The sequence below is a fragment of the Mycobacterium sp. genome (assembly GCF_035623875.1).
Taxonomy (GTDB): domain Bacteria; phylum Actinomycetota; class Actinomycetes; order Mycobacteriales; family Mycobacteriaceae; genus Mycobacterium.
The window spans coordinates 1-14,424 of the sequence record NZ_DASPSP010000306.1; the positions used below are offsets into that span (position 1 = coordinate 1).

The 14,424-nt window shown below is 66.8% G+C and carries 14 protein-coding genes and 1 pseudogene; 12 read left to right on the top strand and 3 right to left on the bottom strand.

Annotated features, from left to right (window positions below; all coding sequences use genetic code 11):
* Positions 1-561 (bottom strand): annotated as a pseudogene (locus tag VEI45_RS24540) (4-hydroxyacetophenone monooxygenase); the annotation flags it as partial.
* A 133-nt stretch (positions 562-694) separates the two neighbouring features.
* Here VEI45_RS24540 and VEI45_RS24545 point away from each other — a divergent pair.
* From VEI45_RS24545 to tsaD, 9 genes are all read left to right on the top strand, one after another.
* Positions 695-1,345 (top strand): rhomboid-like protein, encoded by a 651-nt coding sequence (locus VEI45_RS24545; protein WP_324857120.1) that lies wholly within the window; start codon positions 695-697, stop codon positions 1,343-1,345.
* A 124-nt stretch (positions 1,346-1,469) separates the two neighbouring features.
* A complete protein-coding gene (locus tag VEI45_RS24550; RefSeq protein WP_324857122.1) occupies positions 1,470-2,891 on the top strand; it encodes an NAD(P)H-hydrate dehydratase in 1,422 nt (473 codons plus the stop codon).
* A 39-nt stretch (positions 2,892-2,930) separates the two neighbouring features.
* A complete protein-coding gene (locus tag VEI45_RS24555) occupies positions 2,931-4,316 on the top strand; it encodes a glutamate decarboxylase (protein ID WP_324857124.1) in 1,386 nt (461 codons plus the stop codon).
* 203 nt (positions 4,317-4,519) lie between these two features.
* Positions 4,520-5,680: an alanine racemase gene (gene alr, locus VEI45_RS24560; RefSeq protein ID WP_324857126.1), complete on the top strand. Its 1,161-nt coding sequence runs from the start codon at positions 4,520-4,522 to the stop codon at positions 5,678-5,680.
* Entirely contained in the window at positions 5,677-6,801 is a 1,125-nt protein-coding gene (locus VEI45_RS24565; RefSeq protein ID WP_414687583.1) for an alpha/beta fold hydrolase, read from the top strand. Before alr ends, VEI45_RS24565 begins: the two co-directional genes overlap by 4 nt.
* Positions 6,802-6,814: 13 nt before the next feature.
* Positions 6,815-7,261: a tRNA (adenosine(37)-N6)-threonylcarbamoyltransferase complex ATPase subunit type 1 TsaE gene (gene tsaE, locus VEI45_RS24570; protein WP_324857143.1), complete on the top strand. Its 447-nt coding sequence runs from the start codon at positions 6,815-6,817 to the stop codon at positions 7,259-7,261.
* Positions 7,258-7,899 (top strand): tRNA (adenosine(37)-N6)-threonylcarbamoyltransferase complex dimerization subunit type 1 TsaB, encoded by a 642-nt coding sequence (gene tsaB, locus VEI45_RS24575; protein WP_324857128.1) that lies wholly within the window; start codon positions 7,258-7,260, stop codon positions 7,897-7,899. The genes tsaE and tsaB overlap by 4 nt, the downstream gene beginning before the upstream one ends.
* Positions 7,896-8,366 (top strand): ribosomal protein S18-alanine N-acetyltransferase, encoded by a 471-nt coding sequence (gene rimI, locus VEI45_RS24580; protein WP_324857130.1) that lies wholly within the window; start codon positions 7,896-7,898, stop codon positions 8,364-8,366. The genes tsaB and rimI overlap by 4 nt, the downstream gene beginning before the upstream one ends.
* Positions 8,363-9,388, top strand: a complete 1,026-nt coding sequence (tsaD, locus tag VEI45_RS24585; RefSeq protein ID WP_324857133.1) for a tRNA (adenosine(37)-N6)-threonylcarbamoyltransferase complex transferase subunit TsaD — start codon at positions 8,363-8,365, stop codon at positions 9,386-9,388. The genes rimI and tsaD overlap by 4 nt, the downstream gene beginning before the upstream one ends.
* A gap of 3 nt (positions 9,389-9,391) precedes the next feature.
* Here tsaD and VEI45_RS24590 read toward each other — a convergent pair whose 3' ends face one another.
* The gene (locus VEI45_RS24590) at positions 9,392-10,030 is read right to left on the bottom strand and encodes a C39 family peptidase (protein ID WP_324857134.1); all 639 of its coding nucleotides are present in this window, start codon (positions 10,028-10,030) and stop codon (positions 9,392-9,394) included.
* Between the two features lie 334 nt (positions 10,031-10,364).
* On the opposite strand from VEI45_RS24590, the gene groES reads away from it, so the two are divergent.
* Positions 10,365-10,667, top strand: coding sequence for a co-chaperone GroES (groES, locus tag VEI45_RS24595; RefSeq protein WP_293332383.1), 303 nt, complete (start codon positions 10,365-10,367; stop codon positions 10,665-10,667).
* 91 nt (positions 10,668-10,758) lie between these two features.
* Complete coding sequence (groL, locus tag VEI45_RS24600; RefSeq protein ID WP_324857136.1) at positions 10,759-12,378, top strand: chaperonin GroEL; 1,620 nt, start codon at positions 10,759-10,761, stop codon at positions 12,376-12,378.
* Positions 12,379-12,555: 177 nt separating this feature from the next.
* Here groL and VEI45_RS24605 read toward each other — a convergent pair whose 3' ends face one another.
* A complete protein-coding gene (locus VEI45_RS24605) occupies positions 12,556-12,981 on the bottom strand; it encodes a hypothetical protein (RefSeq protein ID WP_324857138.1) in 426 nt (141 codons plus the stop codon).
* A gap of 89 nt (positions 12,982-13,070) precedes the next feature.
* On the opposite strand from VEI45_RS24605, the gene VEI45_RS24610 reads away from it, so the two are divergent.
* On the top strand, positions 13,071-13,793 hold the full coding sequence (locus tag VEI45_RS24610; RefSeq protein WP_324857139.1) for a helix-turn-helix transcriptional regulator: 723 nt from the start codon (positions 13,071-13,073) through the stop codon (positions 13,791-13,793).
* Positions 13,794-14,424 lie beyond the last annotated feature (631 nt).

The window sequence follows — 14,424 nt, forward strand, 5'->3', positions numbered from 1 at the left end:
CGCGCCCGGATAGCTATTCTCCCACCAGGTTCCACCAGGGCCGCTGTTCTTCTCGACGATGGTGAACGGAATGTTGGCCTGCTTCAAGCGAATCCCGGCCAGAATTCCTGACTCGCCGCATCCGATAACGACAACGGGGAAATCCGCCGCACGGTCAGGGTCCAATGCCGCCGGACGGCGCGGATCAGCGCCGTCGAGGTCCATTTCTTCGACGAGCAGCGCGAGATAGCCTTCGGGTACGGTCTCGCAAACCGCCCAGTCCATCATTTCCTTGACGACCTCGGAAGGCAGCGGTGCCGGCTCGGGGCAGCCGCGGTCGCGGTAGTCGGTGATCACTGGTAGCGCTTCTGCCCTAGCGCGGGCTTTGTCGTCCTCGCACATGAATCCCTGGACCTCGTTGAGAAAGATCCCGGCTGGTTTGAAGTCCCGAACGAAACGCGGATCGCCGGTGATGTGCACCAGCGACAGCAGCAGGGTCGGGATGCTGACTTGCTCGAGCGCTGCGGCAATGTCGGCGGTGGATGTGGTGAAAGGCTGGCCGGCGTAGCGGCTGCGCGTCAAGGCAGATCCTTTCGTAATCCCCAATTACGATACGCCCGGTTTCGTAATTGACCTAAAACGATACGCGGGGCGTCGTACCGGATCAAGGGTCGATCCGGAGCGATCAGCGCGTAACCGTGCCAAGGTAAACGCCGTGGCAGACCCCTCCCTCCCGGCGCGGCTGAAAGGCTGGCTGACCGCGGCGTGGCGATTCGTCCGCAGCGCGCCGCTGACATACCTCTGGCTGACTGTGCTGCTGATTACCACGATCGTTCAGCACAGCCTGAGCCGGCGGGAATTACGCGCCGTGCTGATCCACGGCTCGACCAACATCCACCACTTGGCGACCGATCCGCTGGAAGTGCTGTTCGCCAGCCTGTTCTGGATCGATGGCCGCTACTGGGCGCCGTACCTGGTCCTGTTCACCTTGTTTCTTGCCCCGGCGGAGCGGTGGCTCGGTCAACGTCGTTGGCTTACAGTCGGATTGACTGCGCACATCGGTGCCACCTATATCAGCGAGGGCTTGCTGTATCTGGCGATCCAGCATCACCTGGCGCCGGAACATCTGGTCCACGCCCGTGATATCGGGGTCAGCTACTTCATGGTCGGGGTAATCGCCGTGCTCGCCTATCACGTCGCGCCGCCGTGGCGATGGGGTTACCTCGCCGTCTTGATCGCCGTCTTCACCGTCCCGCTGTTCATTCATCTGACCTTCACGGCGATCGGGCACTTCTCGGCGATCTTCATCGGCCTGTTGTTCTATCCGATGGCCCGGGGCCGGCGCGCTGCGTCTAGATCCGGATAGCGGTCACGTAGCCGAGGCCGGTGAGCAGGAACAACCGAACGTCCTTACGCGTGTATCGCGCTGCCTTGATATTTAGCTCATCTAATCGACTATACCCGCGTTCGCGGACCCGTAATCTGGGCGAATGCGGCACTATTACTCGGCTGAGGCGATCCGCGAGGCCGAAGCGCCGCTGCTGGCCAGCCTGCCCGACGGCGCTCTGATGAGGCGCGCGGCCTACGGATTGGCCGCCGCGATCATCGTCGAGTTGACCGCCCGCACCGGCGGGGTTGCCGGTCGCCGGGTCTGCGCGGTCGTCGGCTCCGGCGACAACGGCGGTGACGCGCTGTGGGCGGCGACCTTCCTGCGCCGCCGCGGCGCGGGCGCCGAGGCGATACTGCTCGCACCGGAACATACCCACCAGAAGGCGTTGGCGGCATTCCGGAAAGCCGGTGGCCGGATTCTCGAAAAGGTTTCAGCGGAAACGGATCTCATCATCGACGGCGTCGTCGGTATTTCCGGGTCGGGGCCGCTGCGGCCGCACGCGGCCGAAGTCTTCGAAGCGGTCGATGTCAAGGCGATCCCGGTCGTCGCCGTTGACATCCCCAGCGGCATCGACGCGGCGACGGGCGCGATCACCGGCCCCGCCGTACACGCCGCGCTGACCGTCACCTTCGGCGGGCTCAAACCGGTACATGCGCTGGCCGACTGTGGCCGCGTCCGCCTTATCGACATTGGTCTGGATCTACCCGAGACCGATGTCGTGGGCTTCGATGCCGCCGACGTGGCCGCGCGCTGGCCGGTGCCCGGCCCGCACGACGACAAGTACACCCAGGGTGTGACGGGGGTGATGGCCGGCTCGTCGACGTATCCGGGCGCAGCGGTGTTGTGCACCGGCGCCGCCGTCGCAGCCCATTCCGGCATGGTCCGCTATGCCGGCAGCGCGCACAGCGAAGTGCTCGCGCGTTGGCCTGAGGTGATCGCGTCGCCCACCCCGGCAGCCGCCGGGCAGGTGCAGGCCTGGGCGGTCGGGCCGGGCCTGGGCACCGACGATATCGGGGCCGCCGCGCTGTGGTTCGCGCTCGACACCGACCTGCCGGTGATTGTCGACGCCGACGCGCTGACCATCCTGGCAGCCCACCCCGACATGCTCGGCTCGCGCCGCGCGGCGACCGTGCTCACGCCGCACGCCGGCGAGTTCGCCCGACTGGCCGGCGGCCCGCCCGGCGACGACCGCATCGGCGCCACCCGCAAGCTCGCCGACGCGCTCGGGGTCACCGTACTGCTGAAGGGCAACGTCACCGTCATCGCCGAACCCGGCGGGCGGGTGTTCCTCAACCCGGCCGGGCAGTCCTGGGCGGCGACCGCCGGGTCCGGCGACGTGCTGTCCGGCATGATCGGCGCCCTGCTGGCCGCGGGGCTGCCGGCAGCCGAAGCCGCAGCCGCCGCGGCCTTCGTGCACGCGCGGGCGGCTGCGCTGTCGGCCGCCGACCCAGGGCCGGGCGACGCGCCCACGTCGGCGTCGCGGATCGTCCCGCACATCCGAGCCGCCCTGGCCGACCTCTAGCCAGCTGCTAGCCGCACCACCAAAGCCGAAAGGATTGCCGTGTCCAACAGCCACCCATCCATGCCTGCGCACTCGATCGCCCCCGCCTACACCGGCCGGATGTTCACCGCGCCCGTGCCCGCACTGCGGCTGCCGGAGGAATCGATGGATCCCGATGCCGCGTACCGCTTCATCCACGACGAGCTGATGCTCGACGGCAGTTCGCGGCTGAACCTGGCCACCTTCGTCACCACCTGGATGGATCCCCAGGCCGGCCGGCTGATGGCCGAGACGTTCGACAAGAACATGATCGACAAGGACGAATACCCGGCTACCGCGGCCATCGAGCAGCGTTGCGTGTGCATGGTGGCCGACCTGTTCCATGCCGATCATCTGCGCGACGACGATCCGTCCAGCGCCTGTGGCGTGTCGACGATCGGGTCCAGCGAGGCGGTCATGCTCGGAGGGCTGGCGCTCAAATGGCGATGGCGCGAGAAGCTCGGGAAAGACTGGAAGGGCCGCACACCCAACCTGGTGCTGGGCTCCAACGTCCAGGTGGTCTGGGAGAAATTCTGTCGCTACTTCGACGTCGAGCCCCGCTACCTGCCGATGGAGGAAGGTCGCTACGTCATCACTCCCGAGCAGGTCGTCGACGCCGTCGACGAGAACACCATCGGTGTGGTGGGGATCTTGGGCACTACCTACACCGGTGAACTCGAGCCGATCGCCGAGATCTGCGCGGCGCTGGACAAACTCGCCGCCGGCGGGGGCGTCGACGTTCCAGTGCACGTGGACGCCGCCAGCGGCGGCTTCGTGGTGCCGTTTTTGCACCCAGAACTCAAATGGGATTTCCGGCTGCCCCGGGTGGTGTCGATCAACGTCAGCGGCCACAAGTACGGGCTGACCTACCCTGGCATCGGGTTCGTGGTGTGGCGCAGCGATAAGTACCTGCCCGAGGATCTGGTCTTCCGGGTCAACTACCTGGGTGGCGACATGCCCACGTTCACCCTGAACTTCTCCCGTCCGGGCAACCAGGTGGTCGGCCAGTACTACAACTTCCTTCGGTTGGGCCGCGAGGGCTATACGCAGGTCATGCGGACGTTGTCGCAGACCGCCCGCTGGTTGGCGGAGCAACTGCGGGTCGGGGAGCACTGTCAGCTGATTTCGGACGGGTCTGCGATCCCCGTCGTCGCCTTCCGGCTGGCCGGCGGCCTGGGCTACACCGAGTTCGACGTCTCGCACGAGCTGCGGGGCTTCGGGTGGCAGGTGCCCGCCTACACCATGCCCGACAATGCCACCGATGTCTCCGTGCTGCGCATCGTGGTGCGGGAGGGACTTTCGCTTGACCTGGCCCGGGCGTTGCACGACGACGCCCGCACCGCCCTGGCCAGCCTGGACAAGCTCAAGCCCAGCGGTCACTACAAAGCCGAGCACTTCGCGCACTAGCCGGTGGCCGCCTGCAGCCCGCGGCGCCTTGTCACACCCGCCACACCGGCCACTGCCGGCAACCATGTGTCTGTCGCCACAGCGATTGCTGTGACCCATGCGGCAGAAGTGACAAGCGATGTGGTCTTGGCGCAGTTCGCACTGACGGTTCTGGGAGAATGGCTGCAGCGAACTGACTACAGCTAAGTAGGAGCACGACTTCGTTGGCCGTTACGCCGATATCCCTGGCGCCGGGCGTCCTCGCTGAGGCCGTGGTCGACCTGGGTGCTGTTGGGCACAACGTGCGGGTGCTGCGCGAGCACGCCGGCGGTGCGCAGGTGATGGCTGTCGTCAAGGCCGACGGCTATGGTCACGGCGCCACCCAGGTCGCCCGAACCGCGTTGGCCGCCGGTGCGGCCGAACTCGGTGTTGCCACCGTCGACGAGGCGCTGGCGCTACGCGCCGACGGCATCACCGCGCCGGTGCTGGCCTGGCTGCATCCGCCCGGGATCGACTTCGGGCCCGCGCTGCTGGCCGACGTGCAGATCGCGGTGTCCTCAGTGCGTCAGCTCGAGAAGCTGTTGGACGCGGCCCGTCGCACCGGTTGCACGGCCACCGTGACCGTCAAAGTGGATACCGGACTGAACCGCAACGGCGTCGCACTGGGGAACTATCCGGCCATGCTGACCGCATTGCGCCAAGCTGCCGCCGAGGATGCCGTTCGGCTGCGGGGGCTGATGTCGCACATGGTTTACGCCGACGAGCCGGATAACCCGATCAATAATGTTCAGGCTCAACGATTTACCGAGATAGTAGCGCAGACACGCAACCAGGGAGTGCACTTCGAGGTGGCGCACCTGTCGAATTCGTCGTCCACGATGTCACGTCCCGACCTGGCCTTTGACATGGTCCGGCCGGGTATTGCGGTGTACGGTCTGAGCCCCGTGCCCAGCCTCGGCGACATGGGTCTGATACCGGCGATGACAGTAAAATGCGCTGTTGCACTGGTGAAGTCGGTTCGAGCCGGCGAGGGCGTGTCGTATGGGCACACCTGGATCGCCGAGCGTGACACCACCGTCGCGCTGATGCCGATCGGCTATGCGGACGGCGTCTTCCGGGCGCTGGGCGGTCGGCTGGATGTGCTGATCAACGGCAGGCGGCGTCCCGGCGTCGGGCGGATCTGCATGGACCAGTTTGTGGTCGACCTTGGTCCGGGACACGTCGACGTCGCCGAAGGCGACGAGGCGATCCTGTTCGGACCGGGTGCGCGGGGTGAGCCGACCGCGCAGGAGTGGGCCGATCTGCTGGGCACCATCCACTATGAAGTGGTGACCAGTCCACGGGGACGTATCACCCGCACCTACCGCGAGGCCGGAAGCCGTTGAGCGGTGCGAATAATGACGGCTCCCATGCCGACCGGGTGGGGCTGGCGCGGTGGCTGGCAGGTGCCGCGGGCCTAGGTGCGTTGGGCACCATCGCCGGGGTCACCGCCGCCCGTTCGATGACGCGGCGTGCGGCAATGGAAGACCCGTATGCCAACGAGAATTTCGAGACGCTCGACGGCGACCGCAGCTATGTGGTGACAACGCCCGACGGAGTGCCGCTGGCGGTGCGCGAGGTCGGGCCCGCCGACGCGCCACTGACCGTGGTGTTCGCGCACGGATTCTGCCTTCGTATGGGCGCCTATCACTTTCAGCGCATGCGGCTGTCCGACGAGTGGGGTCCGCAGGTCCGAATGATCTTCTACGACCAACGCGGCCACGGCCGATCCGGCGACGCGCTGCCGGAAACCTACACGGTGACACAGCTGGGCAAAGACTTGGAGACGGTGCTGCAGGTGATCGCGCCGCGCGGCCCGATCGTGGTGGTCGGCCATTCGATGGGCGGGATGACGGTGTTGTCGCACGCCCGGCAGTACCCCCACCACTACGGCAACCGCATTGTCGGAGCCGCCTTGATTTCGTCTGCGGCCGAAGGGGTGGCCCAGTCACCGCTCGGCGAGATTCTCAATAACCCGGCGCTAGAAGCTGCTCGGTTCGCCGCGCGGTCGGCGCCAAAGCTTGTTCATCGCGGCCGCAATGCGACCCGCTCGCTGATCGGGCCGATACTGCGTGCAGCGTCCTACGCCGACGTGAATGTCAGCCCGAGCATCGTGGCGTTCTCCGAGAAGATGATGCTTGGCACCCCGATCCCGACCATGATGGAGTTCCTGCGCGCGTTAGAAGTACACGACGAAACGGCGGGACTGGCTGCGCTGGCGACGATTCCGACACTCGTTGCCTGCGGCGACCACGACTTGGTCACCCCCGCCGACTGCTCGAAGAAAATGGTCCACGCGCTGCCGGACTCCGAGTTGGTCATCGTGGCCAGGTCGGGTCATTTGGTGTTGCTGTCCAAGCCGGGTCCGATCAACGACGGGTTGGTGCGGCTGGTCAAGCGGGCTGCCCCGAGCAGATTCGCAGCGCTGAGTCAGCGATGGCGCGATCGGATCCGGCGCCGTGGCTGACGGTAAGTCCGGCATGGCGACGCTGCCGCGTGTCGAAGACACCGTCGCGCTCGGGTCACGTCTCGGTGGCCAGCTGCGCGCCGGCGACGTCGTCGTGCTCTCCGGTCCGCTCGGTGCAGGAAAAACTGTGCTGGCCAAGGGGATTGCCGCGGCGATGGATGTCGACGGGCCCATCACCTCGCCGACGTTCGTGCTGGCGCGGGTGCATCCGGCACGACGGACCGGCGCCCCGGCGATGATCCATGTCGACGTCTACCGATTGCTGGAGCACACCGGCGCCGATCTGCTCGACGAGCTCGAATCGTTGGATCTCGACACCGAACTCGACGATGCCGTGGTCGTGGTGGAGTGGGGCGAAGGCCTTGCCGAACGGCTGTCCGATCGGCACCTGGACGTCCGCCTCGAGCGCCTCAGCAACTCTGACGCGCGGACCGCGACCTGGCAGTGGAGCTGCTCGTGAGCCGCCTGGTGTTGGCCATCGACACCGCAACTCCCGCCGTGACCGCGGGCGTCGTGGCCGATGGCTCAGATGGGCAGGTTCTGGCTCAGCGGGTCACCGTCGACGCCCGCGCACACGCCGAACGGATCACCCCGAATGTGTTGGCCGCCTTGGCCGATGCAGGGGTGCGGATGGCCGACCTGGGCGCCGTGGTGGTGGGGTGCGGCCCGGGTCCGTTCACCGGACTGCGGGTTGGTATGGCGACCGCCGCGGCCTACGGGCACGCACTTGGCGTTCCGGTGCACGGGGTCTGCAGCCTCGATGCCATCGGCGGGCAGACCACTGGAGAGACGCTGGTGGTCACCGACGCCCGGCGGCGCGAGGTGTACTGGGCTCGCTATCGCGACGGCGTCCGAATCGACGGTCCGGCGGTCAACGCACCGGCCGATGTCGACCCGGGTGCTGCGCGGGCGGTTGCCGGCTCGCCCGAGCATGCTGCGCTGTTCGGGCTGCCGCTCTGCGAACCGTCGTACCCGACAGCGGTCGGCCTCATAGCCGCGGTGACGGAATGGTCCGACAACCCGGCGCCGCTGGTGCCGTTGTATCTACGTCGGCCGGACGCCAAGACGCTCGCCGAGCGGGAAGCTGCGTCGCAATGACGGCCTGCAGCGAGCCCGTCACGGTCGGCGCGTTGACGGAGGCCGACGCCGAACGCTGCGCGCAGCTGGAGGCCGTGCTGTTTCCCGGTGACGACCCGTGGCCGACGGCAGCGTTCGTCCGCGAGCTTGCCGCCGAGCACAATCACTACGTGGCCGCCCGCACCGCCGATGCACTGATCGGCTACGGCGGCATCTCGCGGTTGGGCCGCACGCCGCCGTTCGAATATGAGGTGCACACCATCGGTGTCGACCCGGCTTACCAAGGCCGCGGCGTCGGCCGCCGGCTGCTGGACGAAATGCTGGACTTCGCTGCGGGCGCCGTCGTCCACCTGGAGGTCCGCACCGACAACGCACCGGCGATCGCGCTGTACCGCAGTGTGGGCTTCACCCGAGTCGGCCTGCGCCGGCGGTATTACCGGGTCAGCGGCGCCGACGCCTACACCATGCGCCGGGAGGCGCTGTCATGACCGTAGTCTTGGCCATCGAAACCTCGTGCGACGAAACGGGAGTCGGCATCGCCCGGCTCGATGCTGACGGCACCGTGACGTTGTTGGCCGACGAGGTGGCGTCCAGCGTTGACGAGCACGTCCGGTTCGGCGGCGTGGTCCCGGAGATCGCTTCGCGGGCACACCTGGAGGCGCTCGGTCCGGCCATGCGCCGCGCGCTGGCAAGCGCGAGTGTGCAAAAACCGGACATCGTCGCGGCCACCATCGGGCCGGGGCTGGCGGGCGCGCTGCTGGTGGGAGTGGCTGCGGCCAAAGCTTATTCGGCCGCCTGGGGGGTGCCGTTCTACGCGGTGAATCACCTGGGCGGCCACTTGGCCGCCGACGTCTACCAGCACGGGCCGCTGCCGGAGAGCGTGGCCTTGCTGGTGTCCGGTGGGCATACCCATCTTTTGCATGTGCGTTCGCTCGGCGAGCCGATCGTCGAACTGGGCAGTACCGTCGACGACGCCGCGGGGGAGGCCTACGACAAGGTGGCTCGCCTGCTGGGGTTGGGCTATCCAGGTGGCAAGCTGCTCGATGACCTGGCGCGTACCGGTGACCGGAACGCGATTGCGTTTCCGCGCGGCATGACCGGACCGGCCGACGCCCTACACGCATTCAGCTTCTCCGGGCTCAAGACCGCGGTGGCGCGATATGTGGAGAGCCATCCGGAGGCGGCGACCGCCGACATCGCCGCCGGATTCCAGGAGGCGGTCGCCGACGTGCTGACCATGAAGGCGGTGCGCGCCGCCACCGGACTGGGCGTGTCCAACCTGCTCATCGCGGGGGGAGTGGCCGCGAACTCGCGGCTGCGTGAGCTCGCCGAAGAGCGTTGTACCACAGCGGGATTGACGTTGCGGATCCCGCGGCCCCGGCTGTGCACCGACAACGGCGCAATGATCGCCTCCTTCGCCGCTCATCTGGTGGCCGCAGGTGCGCCGCCATCCCCGCTGGAGGTGGCCAGTGACCCGGGTCTACCGGTGGTCAAGGGCCAGCTGCCCTGATCGCTAGTTGCTGGTTCCTCGGGTGACGATGAGCAGGTCGTCGCTGGTTGTCCAAGCTTGGCTGAAGGTGGCCATCGGGATCTGTTCGTTGCGGCCGTTAGGGGTGCCACTGTCGTTGAGGTGGACGATGTTGGTGCCGGTGTCGACTCCGGTGACGACGACGGCGTGGTCGGGTCTGGTTCGATCCCCATTGCCGGGGGGGTAATTCCAGATAGTTTCGGCGTTCAGCGCGGCGATGACCTTGTGGCCGCCGGCGAGGTCCTGCTCCAGCGTCCCGATGCTGTTGCCGGTCGTCAGGTCGGATTCGATGCCGTGTTGCTGCAGCAGCAGGACCATGTCTTGGGGCGAGGTGCCGTCAAAGTGGTAGACGTCGCCGCGGTGGGATTCGCTCTTGGTGAAAATCCCGCGCATCTCCATGCCGATTTGCGAGGGTTCTCGTCCGGTGAGCTGGCCGACCACATCGGCGACGGCCATCAGCCCGCAGTCTTGCTGGTGCTGGTAGCGCCAGTAGGGGGCGGCGGCTCCGGGGTCGCCGTACATTTGGCCGTCGGCGTGCGCGACTCCAGCCGATCCAACGAAAGCCGCGACGATCAGCGTCGCTGCTCCGACGGTGCGGGTCGCGTTTCGGGTGCCGGTGAACATGGCTCCATTATGAGATCCCAAACCTTGAGGAATTCTTGGGAACCACCGGCACCGCGTCTGCCTGCGGTTTCGGTTCGGCAGAAGCCAGGTTCTGAGCCGAGATCGGGTGGTGAGCGACTAGTCGGCGGGCTTAGCGAGCGGGAAGCAGCAAGGCGACCTTGAGTGCTAGCACTCGCATGTATAGAGTGCTAGGTGGCAATCGGACGAACCCCTGTGCCGGCACCCGCGACGACGACGCGAGGGCGCGGACGAATGCCGAACACCTGGTAATCCCAAGGTTCGGGGCAACGGCCCCGGGCCCCCTACCAACGAAACCAAAGTGGAGGCTCCAATCGTGGCGAAGGTGAAGATCAAGCCACTCGAGGACAAGATCCTCGTACAGGCCAACGAGGCCGAGACCACGACCGCATCCGGTCTGGTCATTCCCGACACCGCCAAGGAGAAGCCCCAGGAGGGCACCGTCGTCGCCGTCGGCCCCGGCCGGTGGGACGAGGATGGCGCAAAGCGGATCCCGGTCGACGTCTCGGAGGGTGACACCGTCATCTACAGCAAGTACGGCGGCACCGAGATCAAGTACAACGGCGAGGAGTACCTGATCCTGTCGGCCCGCGACGTGCTGGCCGTCGTCAACAAGTAACGCAAAGCGTGTTCCGCCCCGGCAATCCCCACGTCGAGACGTGGGTGATTTGCCGGGGCGGACTGCTTCTTAGACGGGACAAGAAAGACTGATGAGCAAGCAGATTGAGTTCAACGAAACCGCGCGGCGGGCGATGGAAGCCGGCGTGGACAAGCTCGCCGATGCGGTGCGGGTGACGCTGGGCCCGCGAGGCCGGCATGTGGTGCTGGCCAAGGCTTTTGGCGGGCCCGCGGTTACCAATGACGGTGTCACCGTCGCCCGCGAGATCGACTTGGAAGACCCGTTCGAGAACTTGGGCGCCCAGCTGGTCAAGTCGGTGGCCACCAAGACCAACGACGTCGCCGGCGACGGCACCACCACCGCCACCGTGCTGGCGCAGGCGATCATCAAGAACGGGCTGCGGCTCGTCGCTGCCGGTGCCAACCCGATCGCGCTCGGCTCTGGTATCGCCAAGGCCGCCGACGCGGTGTCCGAGGCACTGCTGGCGTCGGCCACCCCGGTGTCCGGCAAGACCAGTATCGCGCAAGTGGCCACCGTGTCGTCGCGCGACGAGCAGATCGGCGAGCTGGTCGGTGAGGCAATGACCAAAGTCGGCCACGACGGTGTGGTCAGCGTCGAGGAATCGTCCACGCTGAGTACCGAGCTGGAGTTCACCGAGGGCGTCGGCTTCGATAAAGGCTTCGTGTCGGCGTACTTCGTCACCGACTTCGACGCGCAGCAAGCCGTGCTCGATGACCCGCTGATCCTGTTGCACCGCGACAAGATCAGCTCGCTGCCCGACTTCCTGCCGTTGCTGGAGAAGGTGGCCGAGTCGGGTAAGCCGCTACTGGTCATCGCCGAAGACGTCGAAGGCGAGCCGTTGTCGACGCTGGTGGTCAACGCGATCCGCAAGACGCTGAAAGCGGTCGCGGTCAAGGCGCCGTTCTTCGGTGACCGCCGTAAGGCTTTCCTCGAGGACCTGGCCATCGTGACCGGCGGCCAGGTGGTGAACCCCGACGTCGGCCTGACGCTGCGTGAGGTGGGGCTGGAGGTGCTCGGTTCGGCCCGCCGCGTGGTGGTCAGCAAGGACGACACTGTGATCGTCGAAGGCGGTGGCACCGCCGAGGCCATCGCCGACCGCGCCAAGCAGCTGCGCTCCGAGATCGAAAGCACCGACTCCGACTGGGACCGGGAAAAGCTGGAAGAGCGGCTGGCCAAGCTGGCCGGCGGGGTTGCCGTCATCAAGGTCGGGGCCGCCACCGAGACCGCGCTCAAGGAGCGCAAGGAAAGCGTCGAGGACGCGGTTGCCGCGGCGAAGGCAGCCGTGGAGGAGGGCACCGTCCCGGGCGGCGGATCTGCGCTACTGCAGGCCCGCAAGGCGCTCGCCGACCTGCGCGCGTCGCTGTCCGGTGACGAGGCCCATGGCGTCGAGGTGTTCTCCGACGCGCTCAGTGCGCCGACGTACTGGATCGCGGCCAACGCCGGGCAGGACGGCGCGGTGGTGGTCAACAAGGTCGCTGAGCTGCCCGTCGGGCACGGGTTCAACGCGGCGACGTTGAAGTACAGCGACTTGGCCGCCGACGGGGTTATCGACCCGGTCAAGGTCACCAGGTCCGCGGTGCTCAACGCGGCGTCGGTGGCACGCATGGTGCTGACCACCGAAACAGCGATCGTCGACAAGCCCGCCGAGGAGGACGAGCACGCCGGTCACCACCACGGCCACGCTCACTAGTCGTCAGACGGAAGCACCCCCGGTTGGTCGCCGGGGGTGCTTCCATCTGGCCCGACGCGGGCGAATCGCGGCGGCTGTTGACCTTGGTCACGGCACTACCGACTGTGTGGGTTATGCGCGTGGGAGCGTCGGCAACCTACGCACTCGGCGACGCCTGCTGACGCCGGCGAGGTGGGGTCAGACGGAGCTGGCGGCGTCATGCGTCTCGTGTGCCCGCACGTGTTCTGCTTGGGAGAGTCGGGCCAGGGCGAGCGCGCCGACCAGCAGTCCGAAATCGCGTAGCGCGACGTCGTAGTAGCCGGGCAGGGTCAGCAGATTGACGATGATGCCGGCAAGCCACAACGCCACCACATAGGCGCCGATGCGTGGCGCGACGGCCACCAGCACCCCCGCTGCTACCTCGATCACGCCGACGATCCGCATGGTTGTCGCGGCGTCGAACGGCACGATGTCGGTGATCCACGGAGCCAGATAGTGGGGCCAATCGGTCAGGATGTTGGTGAACTTGTCGAGGCCGAACAGGATCGGCGCGATGCTGAAAATCGTCCGGAGGACGGCATACGCCTGGTAGGCAGGGTCGTTCTTGAGGCGGTCGGTGTCCATATCAACTCTCGTTTCTATCGGATGGTATTCTCTACGTTAGACGGTTGAGGGTCTATCGTCAATGCTCTTGTCTGTTAGAAGGGTGCTAGATGCCGATCACCGAACGCGACACCGCCGGGATCGCCGCGCTGGCCGATCCGATCCGGCGCCGGCTGTATCTGTTCGTCAACGCCCAACCAACCGCGGTAAGCCGGGAGCAGGCCGCCGACGCCGTCGGCGTCCCGCTGCATCAGGCCAAGTTCCACCTCGACAAACTCGAATCCGAGGGGCTCCTGGACAGCGAGTACGCGCGGGTGAGCGGAAAGAGTGGTCCCGGCGCGGGCCGGCCGGCCAAGCTGTACCGGCGATCCGGCCGGGAGATCCAGGTGTCGCTGCCCGATCGCGAGTACGAGTTGGCCGGGCGGCTGATGGCCGACGCGATCGCGGAGGCCGCGGCAACCGGCGAGCCCGCTATCGATGCGTTGCGTCGGATCGCCGCCGAACGGGGCCGCTCGTTCGGCCAGACGGCGATCGGCGCGCGCGGTCGACCGGTAACCGCCGAAGCCGCACTCAATCTCGCGGTCGACACTATGTGCCAGCTTGGCTACGAGCCACGCCGCGAGGACGATCGCGTGGTGATGGTCAACTGTCCATTCCATGCGCTTGCACAGGCCCAGACACAATTGGTCTGCGACATGAACCATGCATTGATCGGCGGCATGGCCACGACGCTGGAGCCGCACTGTCCCGCTGCCGATCTCGAGCCCGCCGAAGACCGGTGCTGCGTAGTACTGCGTGCCAGCACCAAAGCACGACGCGCTACATCGGCCTGAGTCGGCCACCCGCCCACACCCGGCGGCAGGCTATTGGCCGTCGGACGCCAGGCAGTCGTGAAGGTTGCTGGGGCGATGGGGCGTTCTCGCCGGGCAACAACACATTGCCGGCCATCGACTCACCGAAGATGCCCGACCACGTGAAGACAAGCTTCACAGTGTAGGCCGCGCACACGACACTATCGGGTCAACTCGCGCGCGATTGGTCCGATCGCGAAGGACCGTCTGTTCGCAGCGAGGCGTCGTCTCGCCAGGTGGTGCTCACGGCAAAAACCTTGAGCGATGCGGGACTCCAACTTATCGATTCACGGACACCGATCGGGTTTATCGACACGTTTCGGTGGCAGTGGTCACGGCCATCACCATCACTAGAAGCACCTCGTAACGAAGCACCCCCGGTCAATCCGGGGGTGCCTTCGTTTGGAGTGTTGGGCGTTGGAGCGGGCCGCGGTCAGTTAGCCCGCCCGTCAGGGTTGACGCGCTGCCGCAAGCGGTGCAATGTGATACCCGTCATATGACCACTGGTCACACCGGGCAGAAAGGCGGCAGCTCATGACCACGAGGGACAAGTACACGGACGTGCCCGTGCCCTACTCGTGGGAGGTCGCCAGTGCCGGCGAGGCGCGCTTCA